This is a genomic window from Bacillus sp. cl96 (assembly GCF_900100505.1).
Classification (GTDB): Bacteria; Bacillota; Bacilli; order Bacillales; family Bacillaceae_G; genus Bacillus_A; species Bacillus_A cereus.
Genome location: NZ_FNDM01000001.1, coordinates 437,577 through 457,157 on the forward strand (window position 1 = coordinate 437,577; position 19,581 = coordinate 457,157).

Below are 19,581 nucleotides of genomic sequence, written 5' to 3' on the forward strand. Positions count from 1 at the left end.
CCCAAACAAAAAGGCTATACTTGTTCATACATATGCCTTATCCCTGAATTTATTACTATGCAACTTTTTCTTATTATGATTATAATTTTTCTATATCCCCCCTTAACTTAAATATATGACCGCATTGTTCATTTGGTCATTTTTTATAAAATTAAAAGGATTATCTTAGTTTGACAATCCTTTTAATAAATAAAGTTCAAATAACTCTGCAATTTTTTCTTTTTCTAGCGGTTCGTGATTTTTTTCCCAATCAAAAATAAGCGATACATATAGACGCAGCATAATAAATGCTGTAATTTCTGGATCACATTTGCTAATTTCACCTTTTTCAATCGCAATCTTTAAATACGATTGAATAACAGAAACGATTTCCACATCAACTTGTTGCATAACTTCTTGTACTTCTTTCGTTCCCATATCGCGCTCTTCTTGAATTAATTTAATCATGAGCTGATGTTCTTTTCTAAATTCCAAGATGCTGTATAATGCTCTATGTACATTTTCAAAAAATGAAACATCTGAACGAATTGCACTTTCTGCAACTTGCTTCATTTCTGTAATTAAATTAGAAATAATTTCACCAAATAGCTCTTCTTTATTTTTGAAAAAAGTATAAATCGTTCCTTTTCCTACATTCGCTAACTTCGCTACTTGATCCATCGTTGTTGCTTTATAACCGAACGCTGAAAAAGACTTTGTTGCAGCTTCAATAATAGAACGTTTTCGATCTATCGCCACATTGTCACCTCCAAAAATGACCAATTGGATAATATAGTCAATCAGTACATCTTTGATATTACCACACGCTTACATTCTATACAAGTTCTCTTTTTATTATTTCCAGTATAAAAAAATTCCAGTCAGTGTATATCATACTGTCCATAGTTTATCAGAAGAAAAGAGAAAAGGAAAAGATGTTCTAGAGATATACATCTTAAGAACACCTTTTTGCTATTTCAACATAGAAAGCATAATTTTCTCTAATTCTTCTTTATTTACATTCTTATCGAATACTGCTTCTCCTTGGTTCTCTAAACTATGATTAATAATAACGATTTGGTATGCACTATTTTTCCCTTTTGCTGGAACAATCATCTTCATACCTTGTAAATTACTATCCGAGTGATGAGTAGCGTAGAATATTTGATTCCCTTCTAGTTCGTACTGTTCTATATTTTCAGGCACTACAAACTGGTGGCTAAATGGGTCTTTGCTTTCCCCAAAAACTTGCGATTGAGAAATTGTATAATTTCCTTTTCCGTTCGTATATTCTAATTCAATAGTGAATTCCGGCTTTATCTTAAGATAATAATTCACCCTTTCGTCTTTTTGGGTATATCCTTTAATTGTATAAGTTGGCCTCTTAATTTGGAAATCAACATGTTGCTGCACTTCTTCAACTGTATATGTTAAATACTTCCCTACCTTATCCTCATAAGGAGTTGTTTTATTACGAATTTCTTTTAATTTTTCACGATTTTCTGTACTTAAGCGCTCTTCTTTCACCTCTTTTATATCCCCTTGGAAATTTTCAGGTAAGTTTAATCTAACTAATCCTTTTTTCTCGATCTGTAATACCTCTTTATATAACTGCACATAATTCTCAAACTCTTCCTTTGTTAAAGCTTTTTCAGCATGATATAAAAAGGCTGTTCGGTTTTCATATTGCCAGTTTGACATTCCCCACTCTTTTCTCGCCTTTTCCTCTGTACCAAATAATGTATCTACAGCATTTTGGAAAGCATCCTTTGACTGCTCTACTTTATCCTCTTGCTTTTCTTTTCCTTCCGTTGTACGTGCGTTGAATAAAGAAAGGGATGCTATAGCAACTATAGCAATAATCCCAAGTAAAGAAAGACGATACGATTTCTTTTGAAACTTTTTAATCATAACGATTCTCCTTTTTAGCGTTCGTTTATTTCTACTTAAATTTGCTAGGCTTGGTACTTGATAGGAATAGTGTTGTAGAAGGGTAATAATTGTATGACCGTATGCAATTTGTTCCTCTTTATCTATAAAAGTAAGTGCATATGCATCACAGGCTAATTCTTGATCTTCTCGCATACAAAAATAGGCGTACCAAAGAATCGGATTGAACCAATTTAATAGGATTAAACTGTACATAATCCAATTTACAGCTACATCGTTTCTCTTAATATGAGCTAACTCATGGTAAAAGACATATTGTAATTGTTGTTCATTTAATACTTTCATATGTTTTTTTGATAGTAATACTTTCGGGCGAAAGAAACTAAAAACCGTTGGACTTGCAATCTTTCCTGCAAGACGTAATGAAACTGCCTTCTTCATTTTCATAGACTGCTTACAGCGATTAAACACTGTAGTGACCTGTTCGTCCGTAATATCCGGTTGTTTCTTTATGTAAGAATATAAACGTCTATTTGTAAGAAACGTGATGGCTGCTACTATGATTACCCCAGCTAGCCACACATACAAAGCAAGTTTGTATAAAGAAAATGTAGTCTGTTTTTCCGAACTGACTTTTACTTCCGGTTCGCTAGTTTTTGTCACCATTTTAGAATTTGATTCCAATTCCACTTTTCGGTCGCTTTCTATGTTCACTATATTCTCAGTAGCCGGCATATTTTTTGGAATAACTTCCGATACGCTAGAACTATAAGAAAGTAATGAGTAAATGCTATAAGAGCTATCTGGCGACCACGGTAAAAGGAGTCTTATCATTAATACGATCCACAGCATATATTGCCACCGGGGGGTTAATTTATTTCTAAATAGAACTTTTATACATAAAATAAATCCGACTAATATGCTAGCCATAAGTGACGTTTCTATAAGCCAATCAAAAAAATGAGGAAGGTATACATTTATAAGCGTGTTTATCATTTTTATCGATCCTTCCTCTTATTCTCCTCTGTCTTCTCATCTAAAATGCGTTTTAATTCATTAATATCTTCTGAAGATAATTTCTCCTCTTTTAAGAAATTAACAAGTAATGGCTTAAACGCTGCACCGCAAAAACGTTTTAGTAAAGATTTCGTTTCCACTTGCAAATAATTATGTTGTGATACTAACGGATAATAAGCATACATTCGCCCTTTATCTTGATGGTAAGAAACGGCTTCCTTTTGTACTAATCGATTAATTAATGTGCGGATTGTTTTTGGTTTCCAGTCCATTGCATCTTCCAGTTCTTCTATAATTTCATTCGCTGTTTGTGGAGAATTCGACCAAAGTACTTTCATAATTTCTAATTCCGCTTCAGATATTTTAGGTAATTGATTTGTCATCGTATGTTTCACTCCTAAGTATTACATTTGTAATCTATAATTAAGATTACAAATGTAATACTTAATTGTCAACCATATTTTAGAAAAATTAATTTCAGCTAAACCTTACTTCACAACAACAAAATTCCTCTTTTTCAAATAATCAAATAAAAAAACAAGAAAATCTTTACAATTAATAGTAATATAGAAAATAGACAAGTTTATCAAAATAGTGGAGGCTTTTTCAGTCATGATGCATGCGCTTCGTTTAAATATAAAGCAAGCTTTTTGTAATCGTGTTTCTTTAATTATTATGTTTAGTGGATTTGTTCTTATTTGTATTTATCATTATTATTATGTAATTCGTTATTTAGGAGACGCTGCGAATGGACCTATATCGACGGATATTAAATGGATTGGATTTCGTGGAAATGAAATGGATGTTTATTTATTATTAATGCCAGTTATTGCAAGTCTTCCCTTTAGTACAAGTTATAACTCGGATAAGTCCGATGGTTTTAAACCGTTTGTCAGTAAAGAAATTTCTTTATTTTCTTATTCAGTAACGAAATATATCGTTACATTTTTTTGCGGCGGACTTCTTTATACATTTCCATTCATCTTATCGTTATTATTTTGCAAATTAACCATTCCAGACGGAGTACCAACGGCTGGTTCAGGCATTATAAATGATAACGGGATGTTCGCAAACTTATATGAAACTTCTCCCATCACTTACATTGCTGTATATATCGGAATTAATTTTTTATTTGCAGGTTTGATGGCTCTTTTAGGACTTGCTGCATCTGCATGGTCCCAAAAGGACTATATGGCGCTTCTATTTCCATTTGCAACTACCTCTATTCCTTACGTCCTGCTAAATACGGTACTCCCTACAATAGGCGGAGCACCTATTCATTTATATGATCCAAGGCAGCCGCTGCATGGCATGTCACCATATATTTTGACAATACAATGTGCCTTCTTCCTCCTCGTTAGCTTAATCATGTATATACAAGGAGTAAAACGTGATAGAAAAAAATATAGAAGAAGGTTGCAAAAAAGAGAGCGGTGCAGAAAAGCGTTTCAAGTATAATAAAACCCTAATTTCCTTACTATATTGGAAATTAGGGTTTTATTTACTATTCACTTACGGTGTACCTGCCAATCCCCATAAAATAACAACCGCTACAAAATAAATCGCTTTAATCGCTATTACTAAACATAATGAAACAATTGCATATTTACTTAATTCTCTTCTTGCACCTATTAAAGTGAAAATAACCGCCAAACTAAATGTTATATAAGAAGTTGCTGTATGTATTAAGTTATACGTAATATCTAGATTGCTTGTAAGTCCTGTTATATCAGCTACAAACTGAAGCATGACGATCGTACTAAAAAAGATTGCAAACTGATTCATTACCTTTCCATTTATTTGTAACTGCATTGTTGTCCTCCTTATTAAAAAACTAAATATTCAATCAATTTTATCATTAGATTACAAAAAAAGGAATCATCTCTTTATACTATTCTATAACGATGCAAAAAAAGAACGCTTAGTCACCTAAGCGTTCCTTTCTTTAAGAAGCTTTCTTCAAATCAATTTGAGCAAGTACTGGGTCATGGTCGCTTACACGTCCGTGCTCTTTCATTATATTTGAGTTTAAGTGCACTGAATCTACAATTGTGTGTGGTGCGATATTATTTGTTACTAAAATATGATCTAACACTTGTGCATTTCCTTCGTGAATGTACGTGTAACGATTCTCTTTTGGCACTGTGTTTAACATATCTTTTAAGATTGTTCCCTCTAGTGTTTTTAGTGGTTTAGAGAATTCGAAATCGTTCATATCACCTAACACGACAACTGGTGCATTCGTATTCTTTTTCTGAATTCCTTGCACGAAATGATTTACTTCTTGTGCTAACTGAATTCGTTTGTCTTCACTTTTTAATACGAGCGGCTGCACTTTTCCAAATGGCGTTGCATCTCCTAGTTTTGAGTTTAAGTGATTTGCAACGACAACAATGTTTTGTCCTTGGAACGTAAATTCTGCCGCTAACGGTTTACGTGTACTTTCAAATAATGGATTTTCGTCTCCAATACGAACAACATTTTTATCAAGTAACTTTGGTACCGGCGCTAATTTCACGCGTGATGGATTATAGAAGAAGCCGACGCGAATATTCGCTCCTGGTGCTCCTCCGTCTTGATTATTGTTTGGAGCGATTTCTACATACTCATACTTCGGTCCACGAATTTCTAGCACTGCATCAATGATACGTTTTGCGCTTAATGACGCATCTGTTGTACCGTCATTAATTGATCCGTTATTATCTTGCATTTCCTCTACACCGATAATATCTGGCATTTTTAAGTTGTATTTAATAGAATACGCTAACGCTTTTACCTTTTCATCTGTTGTTTCTTTTTTATTCGCTGAGAAGTTTTCAATGTTATATGTAGCAACCGTTAACTTATCAAGACGTGGCTGAATATTTGCGCCTACTTGCTTAAATCCACCATCCACTACAGCTGGCAGTTCTGTTATTGGCGAAATACGGAAAGAACCGTAATCATATCCTACTACCCCTGTTATATCTCCAGTGAAAGTATCTCCTACTTTTGCTACATAATCGCGAGGTACTTTTACAGAAAGGCGCTCTGGGTTTAATTGGTTTTCATCTAATAGAGGTGTGCCATATTGTGTTACTATTTTATCTCCACCATTTTTTACTGTTACATATAAATTTCCGTTTTTCTGAGGTGCAATAACTTTTGGTGTTGGCATCGTAACACGCATGCCTTCTATACTTTCATAAAAGTCGATTGCATCTTCATTTGGATCAAATAAACCGAATGCATCATTATCAATAATCTGGTCTGGGATTTTCACACCGTTTTCCCCAAGTACAATCGGTGCTGGCAAAGATTGATCTTTTGCGATTACAACAACGCGACTCGCCTTAATTTCTGTCGTCGTTAAGTCTGTTTCAAATCGCTCTGCATATCCTGGTCCAACATATTCTTCTACTACTCCATCAACTTGAATAAGATCTCCTACTGCTACATTCGCATCTTTTTTATATACGTACATACCTTCTGAAGTAGCTGGATCATTATCCGGCTGATTATCTTCTATATAAAAGCCGTTTTTATCAAGCGCTGTGACAACGCCTTCCACATTGTTTACTTTCTTCCCGTTGTAAGGAGACATATGTGATTTTCCTTGAATGTCATGAATACGAACTGGTTCATTATTTACGATAATAAATGAAAATGTCGAAATTGCTGAAGAAGTAAGTCCTTCTTTTTCTGCGATTGCTTTCACTACACTATTTTCATTCACTATAATTTGTCCATTATAAAGAACACTTTTATTAGTAGGATTAGAGCCATCTAACGTATAGTAAATCGTTGCACCTTCTGTATTCGTCGTTAATGTTACCGCTGTTCCTTTAGCAACTTCTCCGCCGTTCGGTGAAGCTACTACATCGCTAACACGGTTTTGTCCTTCACCTTGAAACTTATAAGCTGTTACTGATTTTAAACCTGGGTTACTAAAATATAATTCAAGAGTCCCAGTCAAACTAACTTTCTTCCCGATATTTTCAGGGTGATCTTTTACATTCACTGCCGTTCTCACATCACCTTTTGGCAACTGAACGGGCATGATTTTGTCTGGATTCGTTTCGTTTGGCGAATCTGCAATTGCTACGTTTGTATCATCAAACTTAGCTGGATCCTTCGTATATTTAGAAGAACTTTGCGTATATCCGACAATATATCCTTCCACAATCCCCTTCGTTTTCCCTTGCTGCTTAAATACTTGAATTGCTTTTTCTACTGACATAGAAGCAGTTTCTTCTGCTTGCGCTAAAGTTCCAGTAAATGAAAGCAATAGCAAGAATGATAAAAAGACGCTTAACAATTTCTTCACAGCCATTTTCCTCTCCCTATTTCATATTTTCTCAGCATTTCTATCATAACAAATGATTCGTTATATAGAACTATTTTTCGACAAATTTTACAAAAGATTTATTTAATTTACAAGCTTTCAAACTATAATACAAAATAATAATTTTACACCTTCTACAAATGCACTCTATAATGTTAGAGAGAGAAAACAGAAAATATCGACATTTGATTGGTATGTAAAATGGATTCATTTGAATAGGAGTGATTGCATGGAAGTGCAAACAGAAACATACCGCGCAGCTATGAATGGAACATTAGAACGTCATTTTTCAGATATGATTGCTGTTATACCAACTAGAATTACAATTGAGCAGTTAAAACAACGGCTAGAAAATATCGCTACTAAAGTTGATGAGTTAAAAATTGTTTATAGTGATGAGACAAGCCTTATTGTTGAGTTACATATGGATGAAACAATCATACCGTATGAACTGCATATTGATGAGGCGAATGACCCAGAAGAATATAAAATGTACAATAGACAAGATTCTACAATTGTAGATCGTAATTTTGAATATGCGGCTTTCGGTACTGAAATTTTCACTCGTACGCTATTTGTAGGCGATGTACTCGACTGCTTTTTCCAGCAAATACAATTTTTATGGAACCTCGCCCCAGATTTGTTATTTGTAATCGATTCAAGTGCAGCAATGAAAGTGATATCTAGAAACTATATTGAATATCACGTTGAAAATGAATTATTACCTGACATTCCTGACTTATACGTTATTCATTCCGTTTATGAAGACGATAAAGAAGGCGAGCCTACGCAATATTGGTTTCATACACACGGCCTTTTAAGAGCGGGCGTAACTGAAATAGAGTTAATTATTCCAAATCGCATTTCTTCCTACTACGGCATTGGCGATCTCTTTCAAACATTTGCTAATAATGCCGTTGAGAATGGACAAGTCCCTATGAATGAGCCTATCGTTATCGCGCATAGTCAGCAAGGTTCTATACATACAGTCGCTGTTCCGTGGGAGAAAGGATTATCTTATATAGGGCATAAAACGAGTATGGACCAATTATCTTCAATCGAGGATGAAGAAGTGAAATTACAGCCAATAGATGCACAAAATACATTCTTAGGCGGAATGGATGCCCGAGATGAATACCATCAATCTCCATCCGTTCTCTTATTCAAATTTAATACTTCAGAAGAATATATTGAAAGTTTTTTCAAAGAACACGAGGAAGCTACAGGGCTCATGTTCTATAAAACAAATAGTGAAACCGATCGTATGGCTTATAATGCGAAAAATACTTTCGGGTATTTCAGCAACATTTTTCAAATTGAAAAATCCAATGAAGAGTTTCGTTTTCTCGCTAAGTTTGGTGTTTCCTATGAAGAGGGTAAAAGCGAACATATGTGGTTTGAAATGCAACATATTACAGAAGACCTGATTCAAGGAATACTCATCAATGAACCATATTTTATAGACGATATGAGTGAAGGAAATAGTTATCATTTAGATTTTGATAACTTAACAGATTGGGTTATTTATGCAGGAGATGCTGTTATAAAGCCAAATAACTTATATATGTTTATTGGCGAATAAGTATTTTATATAATAAACGAAACGCCTTCAATATGATTGAAGGCGTTTCTTATAATTTATTGTGCGATTAATTCAGCATCTATTACTTTCTCCAAATGAGATAATACACGCTTTGCAGCTTCCTCACCTTGATTCATACAGTCTGGAAGTCCAGCACCAGCATAGGAGCTACCTGCCAAGTATATACCTGGCAACTCTTTCTCCATAAATGTTGTGAGCTTTTTCATTCGCTCGTTATGACCCACTGTATATTGAGGCATCGCTTCTTTCCAGCGACTTACGATTGTAAACTCTGGATCCTCTGTAATATCCATCGTCTTCCTTAAATCTTCTAGTACGAGCTGAACGAGTTCTTCTTCAGTTTGTTCTACAACCGCTTCATCACCAGCACGTCCAACGTAACAGCGAAGGAGTGTTTTTCCTTCTGGCGTTGTATGTGGCCATTTTTTATGCGTCCACGTACATGCTGTAATGGTGTAATCGCTATTTCGTGATACGACAAATCCTGTACCATTAATATCGCGCTGGATTGCAGACTTTTGGAAAGCAAGTGCCACATTCGCAACGGATGTGGATGGAATATTACGGAAGAAACGAAACTGCTTGTACTGAGCAAACATGGACGGCAATACTTTATGCGAAGTTGCCACTACGATGGCGTCCGCTTCTATTTCTTTTCCGTTACTAAGAGTAATCGTATAACCATCACCCTGTTTCGCAACTTTTTCAATGCGAGTTCCCTTTATTATCGTACCTTCATGCATCTTTGCTTCGAGAGATTTTACGATAGATTCTAAACCTGTTTTCACTGTTTGGAACATTCCCTTTTTCGGTTCAGCTTTCTCTTCTTTCGGAGCGAGCGTACGCATACCGAGTGAAATACTGCGATGTTTCTGCTCAATTTGATACATTTGCGGGAATGTTGACATTAAGCTCATTTCATCAATATCCCCTGCATAAATACCCGATAGTAACGGCTCTATTAAGTTTTCAACCACTTCGTTTCCAAGACGATGTCTGAAAAATTGTCCGAGTGATTGGTCAGATACTGGCTTTGACCTCGGCATTAATAGATCAAAGCCAGCTCTTAGTTTACCAATTGGGGAGAACAGCCCGGAAAATAGAAACGGCGTAATTTGCGTTGGAATTCCCATCATTGATCCATTCGGCATTTTATGTAACCGATTGTTTACAAGGATAAATGATTGACCGGCTTGATTATTTACAAGTTCATCGCCAAGACCTAATTCTTTCACTAATCTAGCTGCACTTTCTTTTCGTGCTAAGAAAGAATCTGGTCCGCGCTCAATTGTAAATCCATCTTTTCGAACGGTTTGAATTTTTCCGCCAAGTTTACCCGATGCTTCTATAAGTAATGTATCAATCGGCAAGTTTTTTTCATGAATATTTTTTTGTAAGTTATACATTGCTGTTAATCCAGTGATGCCTCCGCCGATGATCACAACCTTTTTCCTCAAGCAGGCTCCCCCTTTCTTCTTACAGTACAGATTCTTTTTTCTTTAATACAACATCTGTTAAACAATCAATAAATGCGTCCGATGCATTTGGCATTTCTGGACGATAATATTTCGCGCCAATTTCATCCGTTACAACTTTACACTCAAAGTCGTTGTCATATAAAACTTCTAAATGTTCCGCAACAAATCCAACTGGTGCATATACGAATGAAGTATAACCGTGCTTTTCATTTAGTTCTCTCGTTAAATCTTGTACATCTGGACCAATCCAAGGATCTGGTGTGTTTCCTGCACTTTGCCAGCCTACTGCATAGTTTGCTACTTCAGCTCCGCGCGCGATATAGTCCGCTGTTTCATTTAATTGATCTGGATATGGATCGCCCATTGCAATAATTTTCTCTGGTAAGCTATGTGCAGATACGATTAATACTGCTTTTTCACGCTCTGCATCTGACATACCGTTATATATACCTTTCACTGCATCGACCCAGTACTGGATGAATTTCGGCTCTTTATACCAGCTATCAATGCCATGAATTGTTAAGTTTCCAAGTTTCTCAGCTTCTTCTTGTGCTCGTCCAACGTATGATTTCACGCTAAACGTAGAATAGTGAGGTGCAAGAACAAGCGCGATTGCATCTTGTATTCCGTCGTTATGCATATCTTTCACTGCATCTTCAATAAACGGTTCAATATGTTTTAAGCCAAGATACATATGGTACTCTACTTCATCTTGTACTTCATTTAAACGCTTCTCTAACTTCTTAGCTTGCTCTAATGTAATAGTAGCTAAAGGAGAAATACCACCAATTGCACGGTAACGCTCTGTTAAATCTTCCAGCATTTCAGGACTTGGCTTTCTTCCTCTGCGAATATGTGTATAGTAACGTTCAATATCTTCTTCTTTATATGGCGTTCCGTATGCCATTACAAGCAAACCAATTTTCTTTTTCATACAGCAATGCTCCTTTACTTCGCTAACTGCCCTTTAGAGTATTCATGAATAAATGTAGTTAAACGTTTTAATGTATCTGGATTTACTTCTGGGAATACACCGTGACCTAAGTTAAAGATATAACCCGGCTGTTTCATCCCTTGATCTAAAATACTTTTTACATGTTCTTCAATAACAGACCATGGTGCAAGTAAGAATGAAGGGTCCATATTACCTTGTACCGCCTTATGAACGCCCCGTGCACGTGCTTCTTCAATCGGTAAGCGCCAATCTAAGCCGACTACATCAAGCGGTAAGTCGTGCCACTCATTCACTAAGTGTGCAGCTCCTACGCCGTGCATAATCATTGGAACATCCATCTTACGAACTTCTGCAAAAATACGCTCCATTGCTGGTTTAATAAATACGCGATAATCCGCTACATTTACTGTTCCAACCCAAGAATCGAAAATTTGAACTGCTTTTGCTCCTGCGTTAATTTGCGCTTTTAAATATGTAATAACCATATCTGCTAGTTTATCCATTAAAGCGAACCAAGCTTTCGGCTCTGCATACATGAACGCTTTCGTATTATGGTAGTTACGAGATGGACCGCCTTCAATCATATAGCTCGCTAATGTAAATGGAGCTCCTGAAAAACCGATTAACGGTACGTCTAACATTTCTGTCGTTAATAAACGAATTGTATCTAGTATGTACGGTACGTCATCTTCTGGATTGATTTCCCCTAGTTTTTCTACGTCTTGTAAAGAACGGATTGGGTTATCGATAACTGGGCCAATACCTGATTTAATTTCTACATCCACACCAATTGCAGGTAGTGGTGACATAATATCTTTATAAAGAATTGCTGCGTCTACGTTATACTGATCAACCGGCAATTTTGTAACGTAAGCACATAACTCTGGATTGTGTGTAATTTCAAATAAAGAATACTTTTCTTTAATCTTTCTATATTCCGGCTGTGAACGACCTGCTTGACGCATATACCATGCTGGTACATAATCGGTACGTTCCCCCCTACATGCTTTTAAAAATGTCTCATTTATAGTTCTTACCAAGACCCTTGCTCCCTTCCTTACCAATGCTTCGAATACGTTCGATATTTATCTTTTTTTACTATACAGCTTGTAAAAACAAAATGCATAATATTATGTACGTTGTTCATTAAATTGACACAAACATTCTTAAAAACGCTTACTATTTTCACAACATTCTTATTATAACACAGAGAAAAACTATGGTTTAGCTACTTTTGACTTTTCTCCTTCACGATTCGTTTGTGTATTATATGGTACAACGTAAAAGCTCGGTTTTGAAAATATGTTAACGAACTTTTCCTCATATTCCCCAGCACCATTTACAGTGCTAACATGCGTATGAATTCCGTTCTCCACTCTATAGATTCGGTACATAATTCTGTTATCTGGAAGTGGCGTCCAGCTTAATTTTGCTTTAAATAAACCGAAAGGGCTAAATGATAATTTCATTTTTACATCTTCAATTTTGCGCAGCCGAATCGGAGCGCCGATTGTTTCCACACCTTCAGGCTTCATAAACTTCTCTTTATGTTCTACATTAGCCTTCGTTAAAATTTTCTTAAACAATTTTGTCGCAGATGCACTTTCTCCTTGCAACTGATGCTCCTTATCCGTACGGTCATAACCAATCCAAACAGCGCCTACTAAGTTCGGTGTATAACCAACGAACCACATATCTCTTGCTCCCTTATCGTCATTTGGCAATGAAGTTGTACCCGTTTTTCCAGCTAACGCACCGTTATATACACCAACTCTTGCTGTCCCTTCCTTCACAACTCCTTCTAGCATTTTCGTCATATACCATGCTGTCTGCTTCGAGAAGATTTTTGTCTCTACTTTTGGAGATTCCCCAATGACTGCACCGTGTCTGTTTAATACTTTATCAATAACGTGCGGCTCGATAATATTTCCATTTGCTAAAAATGAACGGTACATTTTTACAAGATCAAATGTTGAAACGCCATTTTTCAATCCGCCAAGCGCTGTACTTAAACCAGCATCTGCAATATGAACATTTCCTTTTTCTAAATATTGCTTTCCTTCTTCTACCCCTAACTCATTTAATAAAGAAACTGCCGGTACATTTGCCGACTCTAAAATCGCATCATACATCGTCATTTCTTTTGAATACTCATGATTATAATTTCGAGGTTCATACCCTTCAAAAGAATTTCTTTCATTCGTTAATAAAGAATACGGATTATACTTTTTCGTTTCTAGTGCTGGTGCATAAACGATAAGTGGTTTTAAAACAGATCCAGGCTGCCTTTTGGCAAAAACACGATTAAATCCTCTCGGGACGTACTTTCTTCCCCCAATCGCCGCTTTAATCCCTCCCGTACGATTATCCATTAATAAGAAAGCACCTTGCGCCCCCTCTTCTTTCCCAGGGAAATTCCTTGCATCTTGAAACTGGTTATATGCTACCTTTTGAATCTTTTCATCCATAGGTACGACAAACGTATATCCTCCGCGAAGTACTTCTTGATGAGACAATCCGTATAAACGAGCGGCTTCATCTATGACCATATCAATATACGGCATATATGCAAGCTCATTCTCATCTAAATTTTTATATAGAGCAATTGTCTTCCCTTGATAACGTACGCTTTCTTCGGCAGTCAAATAGCCTTGTTTATGCATAAGTGACAATACTAAATCACGGCGTTCCTTACTCTTCTCTGGGGAAAAATAAGGTGAATATCCGTTTGGTGACTTCGGAAGGCCTGCAAGCATTGCCCCTTCCTCTACTGTTAAATCCTCAACATTTTTATTAAAATACAACTTTGCTGCCGCTTGAATACCGTAAGCCCCATGACCAAAATAAATATGATTCATATACATTTCAAGAATTTGTTGCTTCGTATATTTTTGCTCTAATTGAAGAGAAATTGCGACTTCCTTCAATTTGCGCGTAAATGTTTTTTCACGAGTTAAAAAGACGTTTTTAGCGAGTTGCTGCGTAATGGTACTACCGCCCTCTACCTTCTCTCCAGCTAACGTATCTTTATAAAGAGCACGGAATATAGACGGATAATCAATCCCTTGATGCTCATAAAAACGAGAATCTTCCACCGCAACAAACGCCTGCTGCACATACTTCGGAATTTGCTCGATCGGTACGAGCTCTCTATTTTCTACGTATAATTTCGTAATTTCTTTCCCTTTCTGGTCAACGATACGTGATGAAGAGTGGAAAACGAGCTGCTTTTCATCCATCATATAGCCACCAGCTAACACGATAAGTTTATAGATTACAATCGCTACTACGAACGTTGCGACGCCGCCTAATAAAGTCCACTTTACTTTCTTCATACATCGTCCTTCTTTCCAAATGATGGTACATTTATTATTTGAAAAAGAAGTATCTTTATGTATATAATCTTCGAAGTTTTTTAAGAGAGTTGATATAATAGAAACAAACTATTAAGGGGGCATTAAAATGAAGGCTATTATTTCATACGAAACACCTCTAGAACAAGCACATTTCACTGCAAAAAATGATGAAAAAAATATGTTTTATAAAGAAAATACAGAAGAATCTGTAGAAGGTTCACTTCAATATGATGTACTAGATGCTGTCGGTGAATTTAAAGGACAACCTGGCTATATCGTTTGTAACAACATTTCTGTCACAGACGAAGGTCGCCCAGTATTTGAAAACCGCTTTAAAAACCGCGCAGGCCTTATTGAAAACGAACCAGGATTCCAAGCAATCCGTGTTCTACGTCCATTAAGTAACGATACATACGTCATCTTAACGATGTGGGAAACAGAGCAAAACTTTAAAGACTGGACAGAATCACGTTCATTCGAAAACGCTCATAAAAAACGTCCCACGCAAGCAGAAGGACAAGCTCAAGCGCATCCACATGCGGAACAGCAAAAGAGTATTTTCTCTCGTCCATCTTTTGTGACTACTTTTGATGTGTTAGTTTAATTAAAACATAATACAACACTAACAGTACGTGAAATTATATTAACGATTTTCCGAATATATCTATCATATCTTTGAATATATCAACGATTTTCCGAATATATCTATCACATCTTGAAATATATCAACGATTTTCCGAATATATCTATCATATCTTGAAATATATCAACGATTCGACTAAAGATATCAATTTAATGACAAAAAGGAAACACCATTACACACCGGTGTTTCCTTTTTCTTTGTACCAATTATATATACGAAGTGAATCTTTTTTTCTCATATGCTTTACTTCATAACCGCGCCCAGCTACCGCTACAAAAGTTGTACATAATTCATCTTTTCTTTGAAAATACGATTGATTATAACCTACTGCTTGAACATGTCTTCTTCGCATTATTCCTGTATATTTCGAAAAATTACGATATACAACCGTTAGTTGATTTTCTCTTAATTCATAACCGCCACTTTTATATCTAGCATACGCAAGTAACGAAAACACGATAAATAACGGTAAAATAACAAACAACGCAATATATTGTTTAAAATATATACTCACGCTGGCAATTAGAACTGTGAGTATGATACTTATTAACCAGCCCATAATGAAATAACGACGCAACGCTGTTTTTGGTAAGTGAACGATCTCCGCTTCGATTTCATATGGTAACTCTAAATATGTGATCAGGTGCTGTACATCTTTTTTCTTCATAAATGGATGCAACATTACTTCGTTACTTGCTGCTCCAATACTTTGAATTGCTTCCACTTCAACAGCACAATAGCCAAACGGCTGGCGAAGCATACCTTCTTTTACAGTAATCGCTTGAATGCGGTGCAATTTTAAGACAAACTCTTTCTTTTCAAATAATCCTTGAACGATACGAATCTCTTCCCCTTTTCGCTCAATTTTAAAGTTTGCATATTTCAACACATATCCAGCCGTGGAAATAATCCACGAAATTGCCATTAAAATTAATGCAATTACAATTAGTTTATAAACACCGTTTCCCATCACATACGCTTCTACTTTACTTGTGAATCCTTCAGGAAGAACAAAATCAAACTTTGTGTAAAGAAGTACCAGTCCAGAGAACACTAGTCCGAACCGACCAGATGTAATCGCTGCGGCTAAAACCTCTTTCGCTGTTAACTGATAAACCGTCTTGCTTTCTTCCTCTTCTATTTCTTCTTTTACAGTAGTTTCTTTCTTATGTAATAAAGAAATTAAATGTTTTGCCTCGTCTTCTTTAATACCAGCCAACATCACTTCTGGTTCATTACCACCACCGGCTACTTCTATATTTAACTTCATAAGTCCGAGCATTTGATAAATGATGTTAGAAGACGTACTAATATTTTGTACACGCTCTTTATTTAAATAGCTTTCCTTCTTTACAAAAACACCGTGCTTTATATGTAAAATATTATTCTCAATCCAGTACACTTTAAAATACCATTTAATTGCTGAAAAAATAGCCATGATGAATAAAACAACCAGAAGAAAAAGATAAAATAAATACCAAGGTTCCACTTGTTCATCAGGTTTAAATAAAACAAGAATAATAAGTGGCAACAAACTCGCAATCCTAATACCTAACAATATCGTAATCGGATGTTGCCTCTTATACATCCTTATCACTCACTTTCGCAAGTTCTCCAATTTGTCTTTTCAGCTGTTCTGCTTCTTCTTTCGTTAAACCTGGAATACTATGAGAAGTTGCGGCTGTTGAAATATGTAATTCTGCTAAATTATACTTTCTCATGATCGGCCCTTGCTCAATCGTTACGTGCTGCACACGGATCATCGGAATAAGTACGCGTTTTACAACAAACATTCCCTTTTGAATCTCAATCTCTTCTTCATTTAATCTGTAACTATAATAGCGTTGACGTAAATTTGGAAACACAAAATAATCAAGGGGAATAAATGTAATAGCTCCTGTTACTAATAGTCCGAACAACCAGCCCCACCAGTTAAAGTTAATCATAAAAAAGAAATACGCAATTACGACTGTTAGTATAACTACCGCCCCAATTAAAGCGTGCATCCTCCACACTTTCAGCATATTAGAATGAATCTCCCTTTCTAACGGCTGCATCTCATCACTCCAATTCTATGAATTTATTACTTATATATTATCAAAAAATAAGATTTTATATACATTTTTGTAAATTTATAGTCAAATGAAAATAGTTGAATCAAAAGTATATTAAAGAAACACATACCTCAGTCTTGAAAATTATGTATTATAAATATGAATTATATTGAACTAAAATAAACCTTACATGATTCATGCAAGGTTTATCTTTTTATACACAATGTATTTCATTATTGTTGAGATATACTAGCATCGCTTTCAATTCGCTTTTCTTTTTGGCTTAGTTTTTTATCTTTAGATTTTTTTAATGTTAAAGTCATGCCAATAAAAATAAAAAGAATTCCTGTTATTTGCATTAAAGTTGGACGGAATCCAGTAAGTACAGTATCTAATAATATTGCCACTGCCGGATCTAAAAAAACTAATATTGAGATGGTTTTTGTAGATAAATAGCGTAAACTATCAAAAAACAGATAATATACTATCCCTGTGTGAATAAAACCAGTAGCTATAATATATGTCCAATTACTTTGAGTGAGGCCACTAAAAGCATCTAAATCTATAAATGGTATTAAAAGAAATATCCCCAAGAATGTTTGTAAAAATGTCATTGCATACGCACTCATTTTGTTAATCCCTTTACCAAATAAAGTTGTAAATGCATAAAAGAGAGCCGCAAGAAATCCCCATATCATACCTGAAGACATTAATGAGTCGACAGAGAAGCTTCCATCAATACCAGCAATTAATAAAGCTCCTGCAAAACACACAATTATTGAAATGATAGATATGAATGTTAATTTTTCTTTAAAGACGATACTTCCAATTAACAGTACAATTACTGGTGCAAGATGATAAACTGAGATAGCAATGGTAACTGACATATTTTCAAAGGCTTTAAATAAGAAAACCCAATTAAATACTAAGAAAAAACCACATATTAAAACTTGAATAACTTCTTTTCGTTCCCATTTATCTTGTTTATATTGCCCTGTAAGCAACCAGCATACACTTAAAAATATTGTCGCAAAAATACACCTTACAAACACTAATTCAAACGAAGGTAAGTTTGTTTGAACAGAAAAAAATCCAACTGATCCAAAGATAACCATTGATGCTATCATCTTTAAGGCCGGTACCGTTTTCTCTTGCTTAAAACTCTTTTGAAGCAAATTAATCCCCCTCCAATAAAAACTCGGTTTATAGTGAGAAAAACACCAGCCTAAAAAAAGGACAGGTGCTTTTCCTCAAAAACACTCAATTGTAATCATTACTATTATCTAAAATATAATCTGGTGAATCAACATACTTTATATACCTTGAATAAGATCTAGCACGGCATTCACCGTACGCATCATCTTCCAAATTATAATAATCTAACTGTGCTTGTGTTAATAAACGATGATTCTCTTCCTCTTGTAAAAAGATTTCATTTGAGATTTCAAGGAATCCTTTAGATTCAAATTCATGTACCTTTTCTTCTATGCTAAACCCATTCATTTTACTAAGAACAAACGTCATTATAAAAACCTCCACACTATTGTATTTTTCTATCTCACCCTATGTTAGAAATGCAATAAGTAACCGAGATTCTTGCTTAATAAAATTTAAAATTATGATATTCAATTAATACACCAAATGAAATATATGTAATTCATTAAAATTATTTATTAAGCAATATTATATATCCTTTTGGGTATTTTTTCTAATTATCTGAAGATTCATCAACATTAGTCTTAATATTCGAAATTAAAGAAATGGATTTTTCAGAAAGATAAAACTGCGCGTATTGCAATTATTTATGTATATAACTTTTTTAAAAATTATATTTTAAATATAGCTAGTTTTTTATAAATTTTTTGATATAATTACATACGGGAAAAGGGAAGAATTTTGTCTTCCCTTGTGTTTTTATTTGCATCTAGTACTTTTGCTAGATGCTTTTTTTTATGCTAAAAAAGGTATCCTCAAATACTTTGAGGATACCTTTTCACCTTTATTATCTCTGCTGTTTTCTACCTAATACGAGTAACCCAAAACTCATCATTACAAGAAGTGCTCCCATATATGGTTCCACAGGCATTTTCTGCCCTGTCTTCGGTAATTCTTTTTCAGGTTTCTCTGGATTCGGTGTCCCTGGCTTTTCTGGATCTGGTGTTACAGGTTTTTCTAGATCTGGTGTTACAGGTTTTTCTGGATTCGGTGTTCCAGGTTTCTCCGGATCCGGTGTTCCAGGCTTTTCTGGATCTGGTGTTCCAGGTTTTTCTGGATCTGGTGTT

16 protein-coding genes and 1 pseudogene are annotated in these 19,581 nt (G+C 35.2%); 3 read left to right on the forward strand and 14 right to left on the reverse strand.

Going from position 1 to position 19,581, the window contains the following annotated elements; genetic code table 11:
• Positions 1-165: 165 nt before the first annotated feature.
• From BLT20_RS02420 to BLT20_RS02430, 3 genes are all read right to left on the reverse strand, one after another.
• A complete protein-coding gene (locus BLT20_RS02420) occupies positions 166-738 on the reverse strand; it encodes a TetR/AcrR family transcriptional regulator (RefSeq protein ID WP_000963381.1) in 573 nt (190 codons plus the stop codon).
• A 213-nt stretch (positions 739-951) separates the two neighbouring features.
• Entirely contained in the window at positions 952-2,865 is a 1,914-nt protein-coding gene (locus BLT20_RS02425) for a M56 family metallopeptidase (protein ID WP_033684311.1), read from the reverse strand.
• 2 nt (positions 2,866-2,867) lie between these two features.
• Positions 2,868-3,269 (reverse strand): BlaI/MecI/CopY family transcriptional regulator, encoded by a 402-nt coding sequence (locus tag BLT20_RS02430; RefSeq protein ID WP_000184504.1) that lies wholly within the window; start codon positions 3,267-3,269, stop codon positions 2,868-2,870.
• Positions 3,270-3,498: 229 nt separating this feature from the next.
• Here BLT20_RS02430 and BLT20_RS02435 point away from each other — a divergent pair, with 229 nt between their 5' ends.
• Complete coding sequence (locus tag BLT20_RS02435) at positions 3,499-4,344, forward strand: hypothetical protein (protein ID WP_000972006.1); 846 nt, start codon at positions 3,499-3,501, stop codon at positions 4,342-4,344.
• Between the two features lie 54 nt (positions 4,345-4,398).
• Here BLT20_RS02435 and BLT20_RS02440 read toward each other — a convergent pair whose 3' ends face one another.
• Positions 4,399-4,698, reverse strand: a complete 300-nt coding sequence (locus tag BLT20_RS02440; RefSeq protein WP_001176850.1) for a hypothetical protein — start codon at positions 4,696-4,698, stop codon at positions 4,399-4,401.
• A gap of 133 nt (positions 4,699-4,831) precedes the next feature.
• A complete protein-coding gene (locus BLT20_RS02445) occupies positions 4,832-7,198 on the reverse strand; it encodes a DUF6359 domain-containing protein (protein ID WP_000279275.1) in 2,367 nt (788 codons plus the stop codon).
• A 241-nt stretch (positions 7,199-7,439) separates the two neighbouring features.
• On the opposite strand from BLT20_RS02445, the gene BLT20_RS02450 reads away from it, so the two are divergent.
• Complete coding sequence (locus tag BLT20_RS02450; RefSeq protein WP_073339313.1) at positions 7,440-8,792, forward strand: DUF4026 domain-containing protein; 1,353 nt, start codon at positions 7,440-7,442, stop codon at positions 8,790-8,792.
• A 56-nt stretch (positions 8,793-8,848) separates the two neighbouring features.
• On the opposite strand, the gene hemY is transcribed toward BLT20_RS02450, so the two are convergent.
• The 4 genes from hemY to BLT20_RS02470 all read right to left on the reverse strand — a co-directional run bounded on the left by hemY (position 8,849) and on the right by BLT20_RS02470 (position 14,581).
• Entirely contained in the window at positions 8,849-10,270 is a 1,422-nt protein-coding gene (gene hemY, locus BLT20_RS02455; RefSeq protein WP_001228071.1) for a protoporphyrinogen oxidase, read from the reverse strand.
• Positions 10,271-10,289: 19 nt separating this feature from the next.
• Complete coding sequence (hemH, locus tag BLT20_RS02460; protein WP_000726775.1) at positions 10,290-11,225, reverse strand: ferrochelatase; 936 nt, start codon at positions 11,223-11,225, stop codon at positions 10,290-10,292.
• Positions 11,226-11,239: 14 nt separating this feature from the next.
• Entirely contained in the window at positions 11,240-12,286 is a 1,047-nt protein-coding gene (hemE, locus tag BLT20_RS02465; RefSeq protein WP_033684308.1) for a uroporphyrinogen decarboxylase, read from the reverse strand.
• A 177-nt stretch (positions 12,287-12,463) separates the two neighbouring features.
• Positions 12,464-14,581, reverse strand: coding sequence for a transglycosylase domain-containing protein (locus tag BLT20_RS02470; protein ID WP_000756284.1), 2,118 nt, complete (start codon positions 14,579-14,581; stop codon positions 12,464-12,466).
• A gap of 127 nt (positions 14,582-14,708) precedes the next feature.
• Between BLT20_RS02470 and hmoB the strand changes: the two genes are divergently transcribed.
• Positions 14,709-15,206 carry a heme-degrading monooxygenase HmoB gene (gene hmoB, locus BLT20_RS02475; protein WP_000644063.1) on the forward strand — a complete coding sequence of 166 codons (498 nt, stop codon included), beginning with the start codon at positions 14,709-14,711 and terminating at the stop codon, positions 15,204-15,206.
• Between the two features lie 211 nt (positions 15,207-15,417).
• Here hmoB and BLT20_RS02485 read toward each other — a convergent pair whose 3' ends face one another.
• From BLT20_RS02485 to BLT20_RS30885, 5 genes and pseudogenes are all read right to left on the reverse strand, one after another.
• The gene (locus BLT20_RS02485) at positions 15,418-16,833 is read right to left on the reverse strand and encodes a PH domain-containing protein (RefSeq protein WP_000278130.1); all 1,416 of its coding nucleotides are present in this window, start codon (positions 16,831-16,833) and stop codon (positions 15,418-15,420) included.
• Positions 16,826-17,302, reverse strand: coding sequence for a PH domain-containing protein (locus BLT20_RS02490; protein ID WP_001182728.1), 477 nt, complete (start codon positions 17,300-17,302; stop codon positions 16,826-16,828). Before BLT20_RS02490 ends, BLT20_RS02485 begins: the two co-directional genes overlap by 8 nt.
• 230 nt (positions 17,303-17,532) lie before the next feature.
• Entirely contained in the window at positions 17,533-18,474 is a 942-nt protein-coding gene (locus BLT20_RS02495) for a DMT family transporter (RefSeq protein ID WP_000939622.1), read from the reverse strand.
• A 91-nt stretch (positions 18,475-18,565) separates the two neighbouring features.
• Positions 18,566-18,823: pseudogene (locus BLT20_RS02500) on the reverse strand (hypothetical protein); the annotation flags it as partial.
• Positions 18,824-19,301: 478 nt separating this feature from the next.
• A partial coding sequence (locus tag BLT20_RS30885) for an LPXTG cell wall anchor domain-containing protein (RefSeq protein WP_256331949.1) occupies positions 19,302-19,581 on the reverse strand: 280 nt, incomplete at its 5' end.